The sequence below is a fragment of the Arenibacter algicola genome, from assembly GCF_018860365.1.
Lineage (GTDB): Bacteria > Bacteroidota > Bacteroidia > Flavobacteriales > Flavobacteriaceae > Arenibacter > Arenibacter algicola_B.
In genome coordinates this window covers 98,645-116,000 of the sequence record NZ_JAHKPO010000013.1, presented here as the reverse complement: position 1 = coordinate 116,000, position 17,356 = coordinate 98,645, and the positions used below count along the sequence as shown (strand labels likewise).

At 40.0% G+C, this 17,356-nt stretch carries 16 protein-coding genes; 7 read left to right on the top strand and 9 right to left on the bottom strand.

All coding sequences use genetic code 11. The annotated features are described in order from the left end of the window. Positions 1–8: 8 nt before the first annotated feature. The 5 genes from KO529_RS09190 to trhO all read right to left on the bottom strand — a co-directional run bounded on the left by KO529_RS09190 (position 9) and on the right by trhO (position 6,171). Complete coding sequence (locus KO529_RS09190) at positions 9–710, bottom strand: CoA transferase subunit A (RefSeq protein WP_215947612.1); 702 nt, start codon at positions 708–710, stop codon at positions 9–11. 120 nt (positions 711–830) lie between these two features. Beyond that, positions 831–3,173, bottom strand: a complete 2,343-nt coding sequence (locus KO529_RS09185; RefSeq protein ID WP_215947611.1) for a penicillin-binding protein 1A — start codon at positions 3,171–3,173, stop codon at positions 831–833. Between the two features lie 4 nt (positions 3,174–3,177). Further along, entirely contained in the window at positions 3,178–3,663 is a 486-nt protein-coding gene (locus KO529_RS09180; protein WP_215947610.1) for a gliding motility lipoprotein GldH, read from the bottom strand. Then, positions 3,656–4,825: a PSP1 domain-containing protein gene (locus KO529_RS09175; protein WP_215947609.1), complete on the bottom strand. Its 1,170-nt coding sequence runs from the start codon at positions 4,823–4,825 to the stop codon at positions 3,656–3,658. The genes KO529_RS09180 and KO529_RS09175 overlap by 8 nt, the downstream gene beginning before the upstream one ends. A gap of 314 nt (positions 4,826–5,139) precedes the next feature. Continuing rightward, positions 5,140–6,171: an oxygen-dependent tRNA uridine(34) hydroxylase TrhO gene (trhO, locus tag KO529_RS09170; protein WP_215947608.1), complete on the bottom strand. Its 1,032-nt coding sequence runs from the start codon at positions 6,169–6,171 to the stop codon at positions 5,140–5,142. Between the two features lie 568 nt (positions 6,172–6,739). Between trhO and recA the strand changes: the two genes are divergently transcribed. From recA to KO529_RS09150, 4 genes are all read left to right on the top strand, one after another. Then, positions 6,740–7,747 (top strand): recombinase RecA, encoded by a 1,008-nt coding sequence (gene recA / locus KO529_RS09165; protein WP_215947607.1) that lies wholly within the window; start codon positions 6,740–6,742, stop codon positions 7,745–7,747. A 186-nt stretch (positions 7,748–7,933) separates the two neighbouring features. Beyond that, positions 7,934–8,407 (top strand): hypothetical protein, encoded by a 474-nt coding sequence (locus tag KO529_RS09160; protein ID WP_215947606.1) that lies wholly within the window; start codon positions 7,934–7,936, stop codon positions 8,405–8,407. 20 nt (positions 8,408–8,427) lie between these two features. After that, positions 8,428–8,970, top strand: a complete 543-nt coding sequence (locus KO529_RS09155; protein ID WP_031446191.1) for an RNA polymerase sigma factor — start codon at positions 8,428–8,430, stop codon at positions 8,968–8,970. Positions 8,971–9,008: 38 nt separating this feature from the next. Then, positions 9,009–10,511, top strand: coding sequence for an outer membrane beta-barrel protein (locus KO529_RS09150; RefSeq protein WP_215947605.1), 1,503 nt, complete (start codon positions 9,009–9,011; stop codon positions 10,509–10,511). Between the two features lie 38 nt (positions 10,512–10,549). Here the strand turns inward: KO529_RS09150 and KO529_RS09145 are convergent, their stop codons facing one another. Then, complete coding sequence (locus KO529_RS09145; protein ID WP_215947604.1) at positions 10,550–11,290, bottom strand: lysophospholipid acyltransferase family protein; 741 nt, start codon at positions 11,288–11,290, stop codon at positions 10,550–10,552. 72 nt (positions 11,291–11,362) lie between these two features. Here KO529_RS09145 and trpS point away from each other — a divergent pair, with 72 nt between their 5' ends. Then, entirely contained in the window at positions 11,363–12,331 is a 969-nt protein-coding gene (gene trpS, locus KO529_RS09140; protein WP_215947603.1) for a tryptophan--tRNA ligase, read from the top strand. 242 nt (positions 12,332–12,573) lie between these two features. Here the strand turns inward: trpS and dprA are convergent, their stop codons facing one another. Then, positions 12,574–13,677 carry a DNA-processing protein DprA gene (gene dprA, locus KO529_RS09135; RefSeq protein ID WP_215947602.1) on the bottom strand — a complete coding sequence of 368 codons (1,104 nt, stop codon included), beginning with the start codon at positions 13,675–13,677 and terminating at the stop codon, positions 12,574–12,576. A 104-nt stretch (positions 13,678–13,781) separates the two neighbouring features. Between dprA and KO529_RS09130 the strand changes: the two genes are divergently transcribed. After that, positions 13,782–14,729 (top strand): SPOR domain-containing protein, encoded by a 948-nt coding sequence (locus tag KO529_RS09130; RefSeq protein WP_215947601.1) that lies wholly within the window; start codon positions 13,782–13,784, stop codon positions 14,727–14,729. Positions 14,730–14,786: 57 nt separating this feature from the next. Then, the gene (locus KO529_RS09125) at positions 14,787–15,299 is read left to right on the top strand and encodes an acyl-CoA thioesterase (RefSeq protein WP_215947600.1); all 513 of its coding nucleotides are present in this window, start codon (positions 14,787–14,789) and stop codon (positions 15,297–15,299) included. Here KO529_RS09125 and KO529_RS09120 read toward each other — a convergent pair. Both KO529_RS09120 and KO529_RS09115 read right to left on the bottom strand, forming a co-directional pair. Next, a complete protein-coding gene (locus KO529_RS09120) occupies positions 15,296–16,132 on the bottom strand; it encodes an aldo/keto reductase (RefSeq protein WP_289847759.1) in 837 nt (278 codons plus the stop codon). The two genes, KO529_RS09125 and KO529_RS09120, sit on opposite strands and share 4 nt — an antisense overlap. A 12-nt stretch (positions 16,133–16,144) precedes the next feature. Next, positions 16,145–17,347, bottom strand: coding sequence for a murein hydrolase activator EnvC family protein (locus KO529_RS09115; protein ID WP_247094856.1), 1,203 nt, complete (start codon positions 17,345–17,347; stop codon positions 16,145–16,147). Between the last annotated feature and the right edge of the window lie 9 nt (positions 17,348–17,356).

Sequence of the window (17,356 nt, the reverse complement as noted above, 5' to 3'; positions counted from 1 at the left end):
CAAATCGACTAATTAGTTTTACGTACTGTCAACTGCTCAATTCTTTTCTCGTAATTTTTTCCCTGAAAAATACGCTGTATAAAAATTCCTGGAACGTGAATTTGGTTGGGGTCCAACTGCCCTGCCGGAACCAACTCCTCTACCTCAGCCACCGTAATCTTGGCAGCGCCGCACATGGCCGGATTAAAATTGCGGGCGGTTCCCTTAAATATTAGATTCCCTGCCTCATCGCCCTTCCAAGCCTTGACAAAGGAAAAATCGGCCTTAAAGGCCTCTTCCAATACATACATCTTCCCATTAAACTCCCTAGTCTCTTTGCCTTCGGCCACTTCGGTTCCATAACCGGCCGGAGTATAAAAGGCGGGGAAACCGGCCTGTGCGGCCCTACATTTTTCCGCTAAAGTTCCTTGGGGGGTTAATTCTACGTCCAATTCCCCGCTCAACATTTGACGTTCAAACTCATCATTCTCCCCTACATAGGAAGAGATCATTTTCTTTATCTGTCTTTTGTGCAACAAGAGACCAAGACCAAAATCGTCCACTCCGGCGTTATTGGAAATACAGGTTAAATCCTTGACCCCCATTTTTACCAATGCCGCAATAGCATTTTCAGGGATACCACATAATCCAAATCCTCCGAGCATAAAAGTCATTCCATTCTTTACCCCCTGTAAGGCCTCCTCCACGTTGGCAACTGTTTTTTGTATCATATAAAACCGACTTAATTTAACTTATTTCCTTGCTCTCTCTAAAATACGGGTTTTTAACGAAAAATGCCCTTAACTTTTAGATAAAAGCAAGGGCATTTTTGGCATTAATTTTTTAGGGTACTAAAAATCCAAATCGTCTTCTAAATCTATTTTATTATCCTCCTCCATAGAGGTCTTGGAACAATCTACATTAATGGATAAATTTTCGGGCTTTTCAAATTCTCCATCGGAAATACCCAATTCCTTGTTGGCATAATTCTTTTTCATATACAAGCCCCAAATTGGCAAAGCCATGGAAGCTCCCTGTCCGTAAGTAATGGTCCTAAAATGAACCGCTTTATCATCTCCACCTACCCAAACTCCCGTTACCAAATTAGGAACCATTCCCATAAACCATCCATCACTTTGGTTCTGGGTAGTACCCGTTTTACCTGCAATAGGATTTTTAAATTCATAAGGATAACCAGTTATGATCTCCTTATATTCCGCTCTATATTTATCTGCTCCAGTGGTTCTTAATCTTGTCCCAGATCCTCCTTGGGTTACCCCAGACATAAGGTCTAACATAGCATAGGATACATCCTTGCTCAAAACATCTTTTGTTTCCGGTACATACTCGTACAATACCGTCCCATTCTTGTCCTCGATCCTGGTTACCATGACCGGTTTAACATATACGCCTTGATTGGCAAAGGTACCATAGGCCCCCACCATCTCATACACATTAAGGTCTGCCGTACCAAGGGCTATGGAAGGCACCTCTGGAATATCTCCAGTAATACCCAAATTTCTAGCAATGGAAACCACGGATTTGGGCCCCACCTTGTCTATTAATTGAGCGGTTACGGAATTTACGGAATTGGCCAAAGCGTTTTTAAGGGTTAGCATTTCCCCAGAATATTCTCCGTTAGAATTTTTTGGACACCATGGGTCTGGATTTCCGTGTTTATTGGCCTCTATACAATAGAGATTGTCCGGCAGCATGTCACAAGGCGACAAACGCAATTGGTCAATAGCTGCAGCATATACAAAAGGTTTAAATGTAGATCCCACCTGCCTGGCCCCTTGGATAACGTTGTCATATTGAAAATGCTTATAATCTATACCTCCTACCCAGGCTTTTACATGTCCTGTCTGTGGCTCCATGGACATCATAGCGGTCTTCAAAAAGGATTTATAATATTTAATGGAATCCATAGGAGTCATAACCGTATCCTTTTCCTTGGTCTCGCTATTCCAATCAAAAACCGTCATCTCTACCGGCTCGTTAAAGGAAGCCCTTATTTCCTTTTCATTCTTCCCTTGATCCTCAAGGTTGTGCCATCTTTGAGAGGATTTAATAGCTCTCTCCATAATTCGATCTATTTCCCCATCGACCTCTTCAATAAAGGGTGCCGTTTTATTGCGATCGGGAGTGTTTTGATGAAAAAACTCGGCTTGTAATCTTTTCATATGTTCCGCTACGGCATCCTCCGCATTTTTTTGCATGCGCGAATCTATAGTGGTGTAGATACGCAACCCGTCCAAATAAATATTCCATTTATCACTTTCTCCCTTCAATGCCGGCTTGGGGTTATCCTTAATCCATCTGTTCATAAACCCTTGAAGGTACATCCTAAAATAGGTAGCCAAGCCTTCTCTGTGCGATTCAGGACTAAAATTAATATCCATTTTCAAGGCCTGTAAGGAATCCTTTTGCTGTTCCGTTATAAAATCATATTTAGCCATCTGGGACAAGACCGTATTTCTACGGTTTAAAACCAATTCTTCACGCCGGATGGGGTTGTAATACGAAGAATTTTTAAGCATACCCACCAAAACTGCAGACTCTTCTATTTTTAGATTTTTGGGCTCTTTTCCAAAATAAATACGGGAGGCAGATCTAATACCATCGGCATTATAGTTAAAATCGTATATGTTAAGATACATCTTAACTATTTCCTCCTTGGTATAGCTGCGCTCCAATCTAATGGCAAGCACCCATTCCTTTATTTTTTGGGTAATAGTTTCAAAAATGTTTTTGGAACGCACCCCAACAAACAATTGCCTTGCCAATTGTTGGGATATGGTACTGGCTCCTCCCTTTTTGCCCAAATAGACAAAAGCCCTTAAAGTACCGCGGGCGTCTATTCCCGAATGTTCGTAATACCGTGCATCTTCAGTAGCTACCAAAGCCTGCACCAAAGTTTTGGGCAATTCTTCATAAGCAACATCAGTTCTATTATCGTCTAGATAAAACTTACCAAGGGTCTCACCATCGGAAGAAATAATTTCACTGGCCAAGTTGGTCTGTGGGTTCTCCAAACGCTCATATTCCGGCATGGCTCCGAAGGCTCCCCAAGAAGCCAAAAGGAAGATCAAAACTACGGATAGGGCGCCTAAAAAAAACAGTACCCAAAACCATTTAATGAATTTAAAAAAATTGTTGCTGCTTTTTTTCTTCTTCTTGGTAGCTGTTGCCATAAGCCTACTGATTACTTTTTTCGATTAGGTACCCCACATCGGTAATACCTTCCAATTCGACAATTCCATCTACTTGGCCATTTTTGCGCATGGCATGGGAAATTTCTAAGGTATATACGCCTGAAGACGGAAAAACGACGTTTTCCTTATACCATAATTTGTTTTCCTTTAAACTGCCATAGCCCGTTCCCAACCACTGTCCGTCAGGTTTGGCCATTTCATATTCCAAGGTATCCCTTACCATATCGCCATTGGGAAACTTTAACTCCGCAATTAAAAAAAGGTTGCTGTAAGGGTATGTCCCATCATTTCTCAGATTGATGAACATATTATACTTTTGAAGGGTATCCAGTTCCTGGAAGGAAAATTTTACTACACTATCCTTATTCCATCGTCCATTCTGTGTTGGACTATAATCGGACTTTATGGTTTGCTTATCGCAAGAAACCATAAAAATTACTAAAAAAAATACACCTAAACTCTTAAGCATTTTTGGTAGGCCTTTTTTTATAATTGCTTCGCTTCTTTTTCTTGTTATTCCTGTTGGACCTTCTTTTCTTGGGAGTGTCGAATCGCGTTAAGCTGTCCTGCCCTACTACATTTTCAAACACCTTTTCAACTTCTTGAACATTGTCCACCGCATATTCCTCCAAACTGGCTACTTTTTCCCTCTTTTTGTTTTTTTCCAACACCTCCAAAACCTGGTCTTTGGACAAGACATGCCAATTGGCCGGTTCGTCTTTATAGGAAAACCAAAGTGAAGCTTTGAAAATATCTACCTTCTGGCAAAAAGCCATCCCTTTTTCTGTAAATAGTTTGGTGTCCTGCCCAGGAAAATCCTTTAAGGCGTCCAAATAAACGTCCAATTCGTAATTAAGGCAACATTTGAGTTTACCACATTGTCCTGCCAATTTTTGAGGATTAAGCGACAGCTGCTGATAGCGGGCCGCCGAAGTGCTTACCGACCTAAAATCGGTTAACCATGTAGAGCAGCACAATTCCCTTCCGCAAGAACCTATTCCTCCCAAACGTTGGGCTTCTTGACGGTAGCCAATTTGCCTCATTTCAATTCGGATACCAAAAGCCTTGGCCATGTCCTTGATCAGCTGTCTAAAATCTACTCGTTCCTCTGCGGTGTAATAAAAAGTAGCCTTGGAACCATCTCCTTGAAATTCCACATCGGAGATTTTCATCTGCAACTTTAGTACAATGGCAATTTCCCTGGCCCTTTTCTTAATTTCTTCTTCCCTATCCCTACATTTTTGCCAAATGTCAATATCCTTTTGGGAAGCCTTTCGGTAAAGTTTGGGAAGTTCCGGATTATTATAATCTTCCTTCTTTTTTTTCATTTGCACCCTTACCAATTCTCCCGTAAGGGTAACCATACCTACATCATGACCGGAAGTGGCCTGTGTAGCCACTATGTCGCCAATGGAAAGTGAAAGATTTTCGGAATTTCTAAAGAATTCTTTTCTACTATTTTTAAAACGGACTTCCACACAATCAAATGGTTTTTCCCCATTTGGCAGTGACATATTGGAAAGCCAATCAAATACCGTCAATTTATTACAGCCATCGGTGCCACAAGTACCATTGTTCTTGCATCCTTTAGGCTGTCCGTCCTTACCGGTTGAACAACTGCTACAACCCATATTTCGTATCTTGGTTTAGTAAAAATGTAACACTTTTACTAAAAAAGGTTCATAAAATTATTAAACGTAAAGATAGTGTTTTTTTAATGCGATGAAAAGAAAGAGTTTCGTTCGAGGCCTAATGCTCCCTTAAAACAGGGAAAAATAGTCCCAAACAGGAGGTTTTTAACTTATTCTTTGTTGAATTACATTAAATAAACCACTGTTTTATTTGGGCTTATAATTCAGAAAAAATTATATCCGGCATAAAAAAAAGTAATCTCCCAGTTATTGATAAAAATAAACCTTTATGACCTAGCACCTCAACAAAAGGCTTACTTCTTATACTTTAGAACTTCAGATCTGCCCTTTTTAAAAATCTTGTTACTCACCACTTTTCCTTTCCTCAATTTTTTCTGTTCCTCAAAAGGTAGTTCATGAATTTCCTTGCAATCCACTGAACAGCAGTTGTTCATAGACTCCGCACAGGCGTCGCACTGAATAAAAAGAAGATGGCAGGCCTCATTGGCGCAATTTACATGGTTGTCACAAGGGCTGCCACATTGATGGCAATTAGCAATGACATCATCCGTAATCCGCTCCCCCCTACGGTGGTCAAAAACAAAATTCTTGCCTAAAAATTTATTCTCCAAATTAAGGTTATTCACTTGACGGGTATATTCTATAATACCGCCTTCCAGCTGATATACATTCTTAAAACCCTTGTGCTTATAATAGGCACTGGCCTTTTCGCACCTAATACCCCCCGTGCAATACATGACCAATTTTTTATCCTCCTTATGATCCGCGAGGTCCTTCTCTATAATATCCAATGAGTCCCTAAAGGTATCCACATCCGGGGTAATGGCATTTTTAAAATGTCCTATTTCACTTTCATAGTGATTGCGCATATCTACCAAAATGGTTTCGGAATCTTCAATAAGTTCGTTAAACTTAACGGCATCCACATGGATTCCCTTATTGGTGACATCAAAGGAGTCGTCATTTAAACCATCGGCAACAATCTTTTCCCGAACCTTCACCTTTAGTTTTAAAAATGATTTGTTATCCTGTTCAATAGCGATATTCAGCCTAACATTTTCCAAAAAGGTGATGCTATCCAAATGGGCCTTAAAGGCATTGAAATTTACGGCAGGAACAGATAATTGGGCATTGATGCCTTCATGGGCCACATAAATACGACCTAGAACATCAAGATCATTCCAATGAATAAATAAATGGTTTCGAAAAATTGACGGATTGCCAATACGTGCATATTGATAGAAAGAAATGGTTAGGCGTTCCAATCCCGCCTCCTCTATAAGGGCTTCTCTTTCCTTTGCACTTAAGGTATTGTACAGTTGCATGCTATACTAATATTTTAAGTTAAAGAATTATTTTACGAGTGCAAAAATAGGATTTATAGGTCGGGATTAAAAGGATTAACATCTGTTTTTTGATTTCTGGCAAAGCAGATTGTACAAAGTAATAAACAAGAAAATTTATGTATACAGCATTAACACTTGGTGGAAACTTAAAATAAAAAAGGATCTTGAAGTTATCAAGACCCTTTTTAAGGTCAATATTGTTTTTTCTTTTTCATAGAATAAAAATAAAATATTGACCCACAACCCTTATTGTTTTACCAGAACAATAAGCAACCTAATTTGAGTTAGTTAACTCTTAGATGCAACAAACAAAAAAAGGTTGCGTCCAAAGCCATAAATAATTGCTCACAATTAGAGCCATACTGCTAAAATTGGAGAAACATAGTCCGTTAACACTTGTAAATTAGGATATTGGACAATAAATGAGACCAAGAAATAATTTCAATTGAAATAAAATAATGTTCTAATTTCTTCATATAAAATCCGCACCATAGGTGGTTTAATGCAAAAAGAATTGGTATTTTAGCGTCCCTAATATGATATGAAAATGAGTTCCGAAAAAGACGCAAAATTAAAAGCACTTAAACTAACCCTGGATAAATTGGATAAAACTTACGGCAAGGGTGCCGTAATGAAGATGGGCGATAGTGTAGTACAGGACGTAGAAGTGATATCTTCGGGTTCTTTGGGATTGGATGTAGCACTAGGTGTTGGAGGATATCCACGAGGTAGGGTAATTGAAATTTATGGACCTGAATCCTCGGGTAAGACTACACTTACGCTCCACGCCATGGCAGAGGCCCAGAAAAATGGAGGTATCGCAGCTTTTATTGATGCGGAGCATGCCTTTGACCGTTTTTATGCCCAAAAGCTTGGGGTAGATATTGATAACCTTATCATTTCCCAACCAGATCACGGGGAACAGGCTTTAGAGATTGCCGATAATCTAATTCGCTCTGGTGCCATCGACATCGTTGTTATCGATTCTGTTGCTGCATTAACTCCAAAAAGTGAAATTGAAGGAGAAATGGGCGACTCAAAAATGGGACTTCACGCCCGATTAATGTCACAGGCATTGCGAAAACTTACCGGTTCTATCAGCAAAACAAATTGTACCGTAATCTTCATTAACCAATTACGTGAAAAAATTGGGGTAATGTTCGGTAATCCGGAAACGACCACTGGTGGTAACGCCCTTAAATTTTACGCTTCCGTACGTTTGGATATAAGAAGATCTACCCAAATTAAGGATACGGATGGTGGCGTTCAAGGAAACAAGACCCGCGTAAAAGTGGTTAAGAACAAGGTTGCCCCTCCATTCAGAACCGCTGAATTCGATATTATGTACGGGGAAGGTATTTCCAAAGTAGGGGAGATAATCGACCTGGGTGTTGAATTTGAAATTATTAAGAAAAGCGGATCCTGGTTTAGTTACGGCGACACCAAACTGGGCCAAGGTAGGGATGCTGTAAAAAGCTTGCTGCTGGACAATCCGGAACTACTCGAAGAACTGGAAGGCAAAATTAAAGAAGCCATCAAAACAGTAAAGTCATAAACTTAAAAATCCCGATTAAATCGGGATTTTTTATTTCTACACGCAACCTTTATTTCCACTTTACATCTTATAGCAAAAAGCAATTGTTATGAAACCGTCTTGCCGAATGGAATTCGAAAATGTAATTCCTCCATTTAGGGCCAAGGGTTTCCAAAACCATTATAAAACAAATTAAATATTAAGAACATGAAACGAGTATTCTTTTTGCTGCTTGTTGCCTCTTTTACATTATTCACATCTTGCGATATAGATGATGATGTTAACTATCATTTTGAAGCTTTACAGGTAAAATCTGTAGAAATGCCCGAGGCATTTGATTACGGTGAAATCTATAAAATAAAAGTTACTTACTTTAGGCCGAATAATTGTACCTTTTTCGAAGGTTTTGACGTAGTTAAAGAAGATTTAACAACTAGAAAGGTGGTTACCATTGGTACTGTTATTGAAGATGAAGAGGAATGCACCGGAACTGGGGAAGACCTTGTGGCAACATTTAATTTTGAGGTCTTATATGATGAGCCGTATTTATTCAGATATTGGACAGGTGAGGACGCCAATGGTGAGCCCACATATTTAGAAATTACTGTGCCTGTCAATGAAGATAGTTCGGCCACATTAGCACCCGAAAGTGATATGGGCACAACCAATTTAAAGAATTAGTAAATAACCCAATCCATATTTTGAGTAATCTGGTAGAGCTCATAAATAATTGCAAAAAGGGAAACAGACAAGCACAAGAACAGTTGTACCGGGACTATTCCCGGATACTGTTCGGAATTTGTCTCAAATACTCGCGCAATAAAACGGAGGCTGAAGACAATCTACATGATAGTTTTATGACTATCTACAGCAAAATTGAACAGTTTAAACACCAAGGTTCTTTTGAAGGCTGGATTAAGCGTATTACTGTAAATACGGTACTACAAAAATATAGGAAAGAGGAAACCTTAACACTGGTCACAGATAATATAGAGGATGAAATGCCAGAAGATTCGGGCTATTTAAACCTGGATTTGGCCACCTTGCTAAGTTATGTGCAAGAGCTTCCCAATAAATACCGCTTAACCTTCAACCTTTATGTGTTGGATGGCTATAGCCACAAAGAGATCAGTGAAATGTTGGGAACGTCCCTTGGGACTTCCAAATCCAATCTTGCCAGGGCAAGAATGATATTGAAAGAAAAAATTGAGGCAAATAAAGCCGGAATTATAATGGAAGGATAAAACTTCATGATTGTAATCCCCGCTGAACAATTAAAAACATGAGTGAAAATAATTTAGACAAATTATTTCAAGAGAAGTTGGCCAACTTCCAAGAAATTCCTGACGAAAAAGTCTGGAATTCCATAGCCGCTTCCTTGGATAATAAGAAACGATCCCGCAAGCTTGTACCCCTTTGGTGGAAAGTTGGCGGAGCGGCAGCAATACTTGCCATCCTATTTTTTGCTATTGATCCTTTTACCACTTCCGAACAGGTAGCACCGATAATTATTACGGATGTAGAAAATAAAACCCGAAGTGCCAAAGACCCCAATGGCTTTATGGAACCTTCCACGGAAGCTACCAGCATCACTAATAATGAAGGAAAAACTACGGAGGAAAATAAAATTGATACAAGACGCCAAACGGCTGAGGACAAAATTACCAATCCTCTGCCGAACAATGGAAGTATAGTTGCCGAAGGCAGCGAAAAAACCAATAACTCGCAAAAAGGTCGAAAGAATGCTATTACAACCCACCCAGTACCCAAGGAATTGGTAGCAAATGGTGGGGACACTAAGAGTCTTGATAATAAAACGGGCCAAAACCCGGCCTATTCAGTTCAACAAGGACAAGAAGACGACACATTAGCCCCCAAGAAGCTGTCTATCCCCGTTGAGGAAACCATTGTTCTTCAAGAAAACAATAATGCGAACAACCCTATTGGGAAAACTACGGAGGTGACCTATGAAGACCCTCCATCAAATAAAAAATCAATTTTAGAGGCCATAGAAGAAAATGAGATTGTTGAAGTTGAGGAAAGACACAATGGAAAGTGGTCCGCTGGTCCCAGTATAGCCCCTGTTTACTTTAACGGTTTGGGAGAGGGATCCCCAATCAACTCTATTCTTGCTTCCAATAGCAAAACGGGAGGTGTAACCCTAAGTTACGGTATTACGGTGGCCTATGAAATTTCTAAAAAACTAAGCGTGCGTTCCGGTATCCATAAGGTAGATTATGGTTATGATACCAACGACGTCTCCTTTACCTCCTCATTTAATGCTTCCACCGGGAACCAAATAAGTAATATTAATTATTCCAATGATTCCCAATCCATAATTTTGAATAATCCGAATAGCGAAAATGTAATACCCAAACCCGGATCCGTATTTGCTATGGACGTAACTGGCAAAAATCCCACCCGTTTGGGAACAATGGGGCAACAAATGGGATATTTGGAGGTACCCTTGGAACTAAATTATGCTCTCTTGGATCGTAAATTTGGCGTCAATATTATTGGGGGAGTAAGTTCCCTTTTTCTAACGGATAATTCCGTGGTGTTGGAATCCAGTGGACAAACTACAGAGTTTGGGGAGGCCAATAATGTCAATTCCGTTAATTTTAGCACTAACGTTGGTCTTGGGCTTGATTATAAGTTTACCCCGAAGCTTAAATTTAATGTAGAGCCGGTCTTTAAATATCAATTGAATACCTTTTCCAATACGTCGGGCAATTTTAACCCTTATTCCTTGGGTGTCTACAGTGGATTTACTTTGAAGTTTTAATCCCTTAAGCTGTTGATTAACCTAGCGGAATTGCAAGGCTAACAGGTATGCTCCAACTCATTCAATATTACCTCTCTGACAGATTCCCGAAGCTTGATCTTATCTGATTCATTAAGGTTATCGGTGGCAAAAAATTTATGTACCCTAACACGTAACTGCCCCGGACTACCACTATAAAAAGTAAAGGAAAACCGCTTTTTGTTGTCATAAAAGGTCATGGGAACGACCGGAATGTTATGCGCAATTGCCATTTTAAATGCGCCGTCCTTAAAGTCGTCCAAAATAATATGTTCATCGGGCACCCCGCCCTCTGGGAAAATACAAATACTCAAGCCCTGTTGTAATCTTTTTTGTGCTCTTCTATAAACCGCTGTCCTACTTTTAGCACTTTCCCTATCCACCAAAATACATACCTTTTTATAGAAGAACCCGAATAAGGGTATATTCACCAATTCCTTCTTCCCTATAAAAACAAAAGGATTTTTACTGACTTTCAACATCAACATAATGTCCAACATACTGGTGTGATTGGATACCAACATATAACTTTCACCCTTTTTAAGCCTTTGCTCCCATTTAACTACTGGAAAACACCCCATACCATAAAGAATAGTGTTGGCCCAAATATTACGTGCTATCCAAAAGAATTGTGGGTATGTTTTCTCGGAAAGGGTAAAAATCACCAAGAAAGGAAACATTATTAAAATGGGTAAAACCACTAAAATATAGAACCAAATTCTGTAGAGCGTATGGCCTATTTTTTTTAGAAATGATAGCATGTGGTCAAAAGTAATAATTTTAGTCCTTCTTTAGAATTTCTTTTACCTTTGTCCTTCTTTGAAAATAAAATAATGGCAAGAATCTTAACCGGTATACAAAGTACTGGAACCCCTCATCTAGGGAACATTTTGGGAGCGATCATCCCAGCAATAGAAATGGCAAATAATCCAGCAAATGACTCCTTTCTGTTTATTGCGGATATGCACTCACTTACCCAAATAAAGAATGGAGAGCAATTGCGGTACAACACTTATGCCGTAGCGGCTACCTGGTTGGCATTTGGCTTGGACATTAATAAAACGGCCTTTTATCGTCAGAGTGATATACCTCAAACTGCGGAACTAGCTTGGTACCTCAGCTGTTTTTTTCCATACCAAAGACTAACCCTTGCGCACTCTTTTAAAGATAAGGCGGACAGGCTGGATGATGTGAATGCTGGTTTGTTCTTCTATCCCATGCTAATGGCTGCGGATATACTTTTATACGATGCTGAGATAGTCCCTGTTGGCAAGGATCAAATGCAGCACTTGGAAATGACGCGGGACGTAGCCTCAAGGTTTCATGCCCAATTGGGAGAAACCTTTGTAATGCCGGAAGGAAAGGTACAGGAAGAGACCATGTATATCCCGGGCACCGATGGCGCCAAAATGAGCAAAAGCAAAGGAAATTTGATAAGCCTTTTTCAAACCGATAAACAATTGCGCAAACAGATTATGGGTATACAGACGGATAGCACCCCTATGGAAGATCCAAAAGACCCCGATACGGATAATGTGTTTGCCCTGTACAATATTCTGGCTACAGAAAATCAAGTTGCCGAAATGCGGTCCAATTATATAAACGGCAACTATGGCTACGGTCATGCCAAACAAGCGCTTTATGAAGTGGTATTGGAACGTTTTGGAGAGGCAAGGGAAAAGTTCGATTATTATATGAACAACCTAAATGAACTGGATGAAGCCTTGGCCTTTGGCGCCAAAAAAGCCAAGATAGTGGCCGATGGGGTGCTGGAAAGGGTAAGGTTGAAGGTGGGGTATTAATTTTTTTGAAAATATACCCATTGGTCGGTTTACTCCATTCCATGATATCTTCCCAAAAAGATAAATGGGTTGAAGGGTAGTTCATGGGCGATGTAATGCCCAAAAGTCATCATTATTAAATTAAAAATGCCTTATTACAAACTAGTTAGTCGGTAAATTTAAAAAAATATACCCTTAAATGAGGCTTGATAATTAGCATTGAACCATTGATTAACCTCAATATTAGCATATTAATGATGATTTTAAATGGCCTCGAACAATTTACCAGGAAGTGGTCTCACCACTCCCTTCATTTCCATATTCAATAGGGTAGAGGAAACCTTATATATGGGCAACTTACAATCGAGTGCAATATGGTCCAACATTTGTTTGCCCCCCTGTTGTAAATAATCATAAATTGCCTTCTCGGTATCGTCCAGCTCTACAAATAGTTGCTTTTGAATGGTAGTGGGCTCTTTTTCTTCCAATTCCCAACCCAACATATAGATCAAGTCAGCGGCCGATGTAAGCATTTGTGCTTTCTGCTGTTTAATGAGATTATTGCATCCGCTGCTATACTTATCCTGGGTTCTTCCGGGTACGGCAAAAACATCGCGATTATAGCCATTGGCGATATCTGCAGTAACCAGACTACCTCCTTTTTCAGCGGATTCCACTACAATGGTAGCTTCTCCCATACCTGCTATAATCCGATTTCGCTTTAAAAAATTTTCCCTATCGGGTTGGCTCGTACTCCAAAACTCAGTAAAAAAACCGCCGTTCCTGTTTACATCAGGCACATATTTTTCATGCATTTTTGGATAAATCTGATTCAAACCATGGGCCAAGCATCCAATGGTCTGTAAACCATGTTTTACCGCCGCCCTTTGTACACAGATATCCACCCCATAGGCAAACCCACTCACAATAATTGGATCCAGGGGTGCCAATTCCTCAATGAACTGCTCACAAAATGCAGTGCCATAACTGGTAATATTTCTAGTGCCTACAATACTTATGATCTTCTGGCGGTTCAAATCTATATTCCCTTGGCTAAAAAGTATAATAGGGCTATCTATACAGTGTTTTAAATAAGCGGGATAGCTTTCCTCCATAAAATAATGAAGGTTTATTTCCTGACTTCTAATAAATTCATACTCCAACTCAGCAGCCTCCAAGTGCTCCCTATCCAAAAGTCCTTTCAGGATCCCCGAACCAATACCGTCAACTTTTTTCAACCGAGTCATTTTTTCATCAAAAATTGCTGAAGGACTCCCACAACTGGAAATTAATTTTTTTGCTGTTATGTCACCAATATTCGGTACGTTCTGTAACCGAAGAATAGCAATTATTTCATCTCTAGACATTTATGGAAGCGGCTTAGTTGTTCACAAAATACACAAAATATAATGTTAATAAAAAGTTATGTGAAGAGTTTTGAACTTGTGTATTTTTTCCAATCTTTGTTCCTATGGGAACCGAACATTACATAGCGGAATTGCTTTATAGATACAATTGTGTAATGGTGCCTGAATTTGGCGCCTTTTTGACACAGATGAAATCTGCTGTTATCAATGATGCGACGAATTCGTTCTACCCTCCTTCGAAAGTAATATCTTTCAACGAACAACTGACTACCAATGACGGATTGTTGGTATCCTACATGGCCGATGCCGAAAAGATGTCCTATGAGGACATGCAGAAGCAAATAGCCGCAGTATCCCTAAAGTGGAAGAAACTTCTTAAGGAAGGAAATAGATTGAATCTTCCCAACATTGGTGAGTTATGGCTGAACAAAGAAGGAAAAACCCAGTTTCAGCCTTCATATCAGGTAAATTACCTAACCTCATCCTTTGGGCTATCCACTTTTGTATCCAACCCGATCTCTAGGGAAGTTTTAAAGGAGGAAGTAGTTGAACTGGAAGAAAAAATTCCATTTATGATTACCCCTGAGGCTAGGAAAGAATCTACCCTTAGGCCTTATTTAAAGTATGCAGCCGTAATACTATTGGCCATTGCCACAGGTTTTACCGGTTATCGACTTTATAATGAAAAAGTGTACGACCAAGAATTGGTGAGGCAGGAAGCGCATCAGCAAGTCTCCAAAAATATCCAGGAAGCTACATTTTTCAATACTGCTCCACTAGAATTACCAGCTGTATCCTTGAATGCCATCACCAACAAAAAAAGTGGTGTTCACCAAGTTATTGCCGGTGCTTTTAGAATTCAGGAAAATGCCGAAAAGAAAGTCCTTCAACTTAAAGAAAAAGGATACGATGCCTCTTATCTTGGTGTAAACCAATATGGATTGCACATGGTAGCCTATGGCAGTTTTGACGATGCCAAGGAAGCCTTAAATTACTTAAGGAAAATAAAACTGTCCGAATCGCCCGAGGCCTGGTTGCGTTCCGTAAAATAATTCTTACTCTCCTTTTTAGCTTAATATTACCAATGTATCTTTGTCCAAAAGAAATGTATGGAGTCAAAGACGCCCCGTGAATCGCGCACATTAATGACCGATATGGTCCTTCCAAGTGAAACTAACCCTTTAAACAACTTGTTTGGGGGAGAATTGTTGGCCCGAATGGACCGAGCCGCCAGTATTGCTGCCAGGCGCCACAGCAGACGAATAACCGTTACTGCTTCCGTAAACCATGTAGCCTTTAACCAAGCTGTCCCCGTAGGAAGCGTTGTTACGGTAGAGGCAGCTGTTTCCAGAGCCTTCAGGACCTCCATGGAGGTGTTTATAGATGTTTGGATGGAAGACCGGTTTAATGGCGAGAAATCCAAGGTAAACGAGGCTATCTACACTTTTGTGGCCGTAGACGATAGTGGAAAGCCTACATTGGTTCCCGAATTACGACCAGAGACTGACTTGGAGATACTACGATATGAGGCTGCCCTGCGCAGAAAGCAGCTCAGCTTGGTACTTGCAGGCAAGATGAAACCCAAAGATGCCACGGAACTGAAGGCCTTGTTTATGGATTAAAAATCGAAATTATCGGGGTCGGGGCCAAATCTTTTTCCGCGGTCCAATTGCTCTAATTTTTTAACATCCTCAGGAGCAAGTTCAAAGTCAAAAATATCTGCATTGGCCCTAATCCTATCCTTTTTGGAAGATTTTGGAATGGTGATCACCCCCTTTTGCAAATCCCAGCGAAGCACAATTTGGGCAATGGTCTTTTTATATTTTGCAGCTAGATCCTTCATAATATCCAATTCAAAGATATGCCCCTGCATTAAAGGGGACCAAGCTTCATACTGAATGGTATTTTTGTTGCAAAAATCGATCAACCCCTGCTGTACCAAATAAGGATGAAATTCCATTTGGTTCACCATTGGGACAATTTCTGAGGAAGTCATTAAGTCTTCTAGATGGTGTTGCATAAAATTACTTACTCCGATAGCCCTTACCCCTTTGTGCTTGTACAAATATTCCATTGCACGCCAAGTATCCTTATATTTTCCCTTTACAGGCCAATGTACCAGGTAAAGATCTAAATAGTCCAAATTCAACCGCTTTAAACTAGACTCGTAGGCTTTTATAGTGCTTTCATAGCCTTGATCGCTATTCCACACCTTACTCACCACAAATATATCCTTACGGTCAACACCACTTTCCCTGATACCTATACCCACACCCTCTTCATTCCCGTAGATCGAAGCCGTGTCTATATGTCGATATCCGTCCTGTAACGCCCATTTAACGGCATTGGTCACTTCTTTTCCATCCTCACTCAAATAAACCCCTAAACCAAAATAGGGCATCTCTACACCATTGTTTAAAGTAAATGCTCCTTTTAAATCGGTTATATTTTTCAATTTCAAATTATTTTATAGTTGATATATCCATTCCTCAGGATTAAGTCGGGTAGTATCCTTGTACAGATAAAATTTTAATTGGGTAGTGCCGCTGGACTTGCTGGTGTATATATCCCCCAAATCCGATTTAGTGTTTACCTTATCCCCTTTCTTTACGAAAACTCTGGAAAGATTGTAATAGGTACTTATATAGTTTCCATGCTTAATCTGTACACCCTTATTCCCCCCTGGAACGGACAGAATGGCGATAACTTCCCCTTCAAAGATAGCCCTTGCCTTGGATCCTTCATCAGTGGCAATAATTACCCCATTACTTTCGTGCTTTATGCCAGGATAAACGGCGTCATTATAAACACCAAAGCCCTGTCTTTTAATTCCCTTTTCAACCGGCCAGATCAATTTGCCCTTGTTGGCCGAAAAATTATTGGCCACAATGGTAGCCTCGGGAGTCAAAACAAACTTACTGCTACTTGTCGCCGTGGTGTTGGTAGACTTACTAGCCTCTCTATTGGAGGCTGCAATAGCGCTTCTAATTAATCTTTCTATTTGCTCATCGATCCTCTTGGCCTCCTTCTTTTTATTTTCAATGGCCTTGGCATATTTGCTTTCGTTCTTCCTTATACTCTTGAGCAAGTCTTTTTGAGACTGTATTTCCTTATACAACTGATTTTTGATCTGGGTATTTTCCGCCACAAGTTTGTCCTTCTCCTTACGCTGTTCGGAAAGATCCTTGTTCAATTGGGTCAGCTCGTCCGTTTTGGCTACAATTTGCTCCCCCTGTTCCTTTCTATATTGGGTATATTGCTTCATATACTGAAACCGCTTAAAAGCCTGTAGAAAATTCTCGGAGGACAAAAGAAACATTAACCTACTCTGTCTGGATTTATTCTGATAGGACTTTTGGATCATATTCCCGTATTCCTCTTTAAGAAAAGCCAGATCATTACGCAGTTTTCCAATGTTCCTTACATTCGTATTTATCTGCCTATTAAGCAGGTTGGATTGTTGATTGGTAACCCTGATCAATTGTTGGCGAACATTTATTTTTTGATCCATGGCCTCCATCTGCTCCAAGACATTTCCCTTTTCCTTTTTTTCCGCGAACAACAATCGGTTAATTTCCGATATTTCCTTTTGGAGTTGTTCCCGCTTGGATTCCAATGCCTTCTGTTCATTGGTCTGAGCCATTGTTATATTGCTCAAATGAATGAACATAACTAAAAG

What these genes read in the sequence shown, in the direction of transcription:
- KO529_RS09190 (WP_215947612.1), bottom strand. Translation starts at nt 710, where the DNA reads ATGATACAAAAAACAGTTGCCAACGTGGAGGAGGCCTTACAGGGGGTA.
- KO529_RS09185 (WP_215947611.1), bottom strand. Translation starts at nt 3,173, where the DNA reads ATGGCAACAGCTACCAAGAAGAAGAAAAAAAGCAGCAACAATTTTTTT.
- KO529_RS09180 (WP_215947610.1), bottom strand. Translation starts at nt 3,663, where the DNA reads ATGCTTAAGAGTTTAGGTGTATTTTTTTTAGTAATTTTTATGGTTTCT.
- KO529_RS09175 (WP_215947609.1), bottom strand. Translation starts at nt 4,825, where the DNA reads ATGGGTTGTAGCAGTTGTTCAACCGGTAAGGACGGACAGCCTAAAGGA.
- trhO (WP_215947608.1), bottom strand. Translation starts at nt 6,171, where the DNA reads ATGCAACTGTACAATACCTTAAGTGCAAAGGAAAGAGAAGCCCTTATA.
- recA (WP_215947607.1), top strand. Translation starts at nt 6,740, where the DNA reads ATGAGTTCCGAAAAAGACGCAAAATTAAAAGCACTTAAACTAACCCTG.
- KO529_RS09160 (WP_215947606.1), top strand. Translation starts at nt 7,934, where the DNA reads ATGAAACGAGTATTCTTTTTGCTGCTTGTTGCCTCTTTTACATTATTC.
- KO529_RS09150 (WP_215947605.1), top strand. Translation starts at nt 9,009, where the DNA reads ATGAGTGAAAATAATTTAGACAAATTATTTCAAGAGAAGTTGGCCAAC.
- KO529_RS09145 (WP_215947604.1), bottom strand. Translation starts at nt 11,290, where the DNA reads ATGCTATCATTTCTAAAAAAAATAGGCCATACGCTCTACAGAATTTGG.
- trpS (WP_215947603.1), top strand. Translation starts at nt 11,363, where the DNA reads ATGGCAAGAATCTTAACCGGTATACAAAGTACTGGAACCCCTCATCTA.
- dprA (WP_215947602.1), bottom strand. Translation starts at nt 13,677, where the DNA reads ATGTCTAGAGATGAAATAATTGCTATTCTTCGGTTACAGAACGTACCG.
- KO529_RS09130 (WP_215947601.1), top strand. Translation starts at nt 13,782, where the DNA reads ATGGGAACCGAACATTACATAGCGGAATTGCTTTATAGATACAATTGT.
- KO529_RS09125 (WP_215947600.1), top strand. Translation starts at nt 14,787, where the DNA reads ATGGAGTCAAAGACGCCCCGTGAATCGCGCACATTAATGACCGATATG.
- KO529_RS09115 (WP_247094856.1), bottom strand. Translation starts at nt 17,347, where the DNA reads ATGTTCATTCATTTGAGCAATATAACAATGGCTCAGACCAATGAACAG.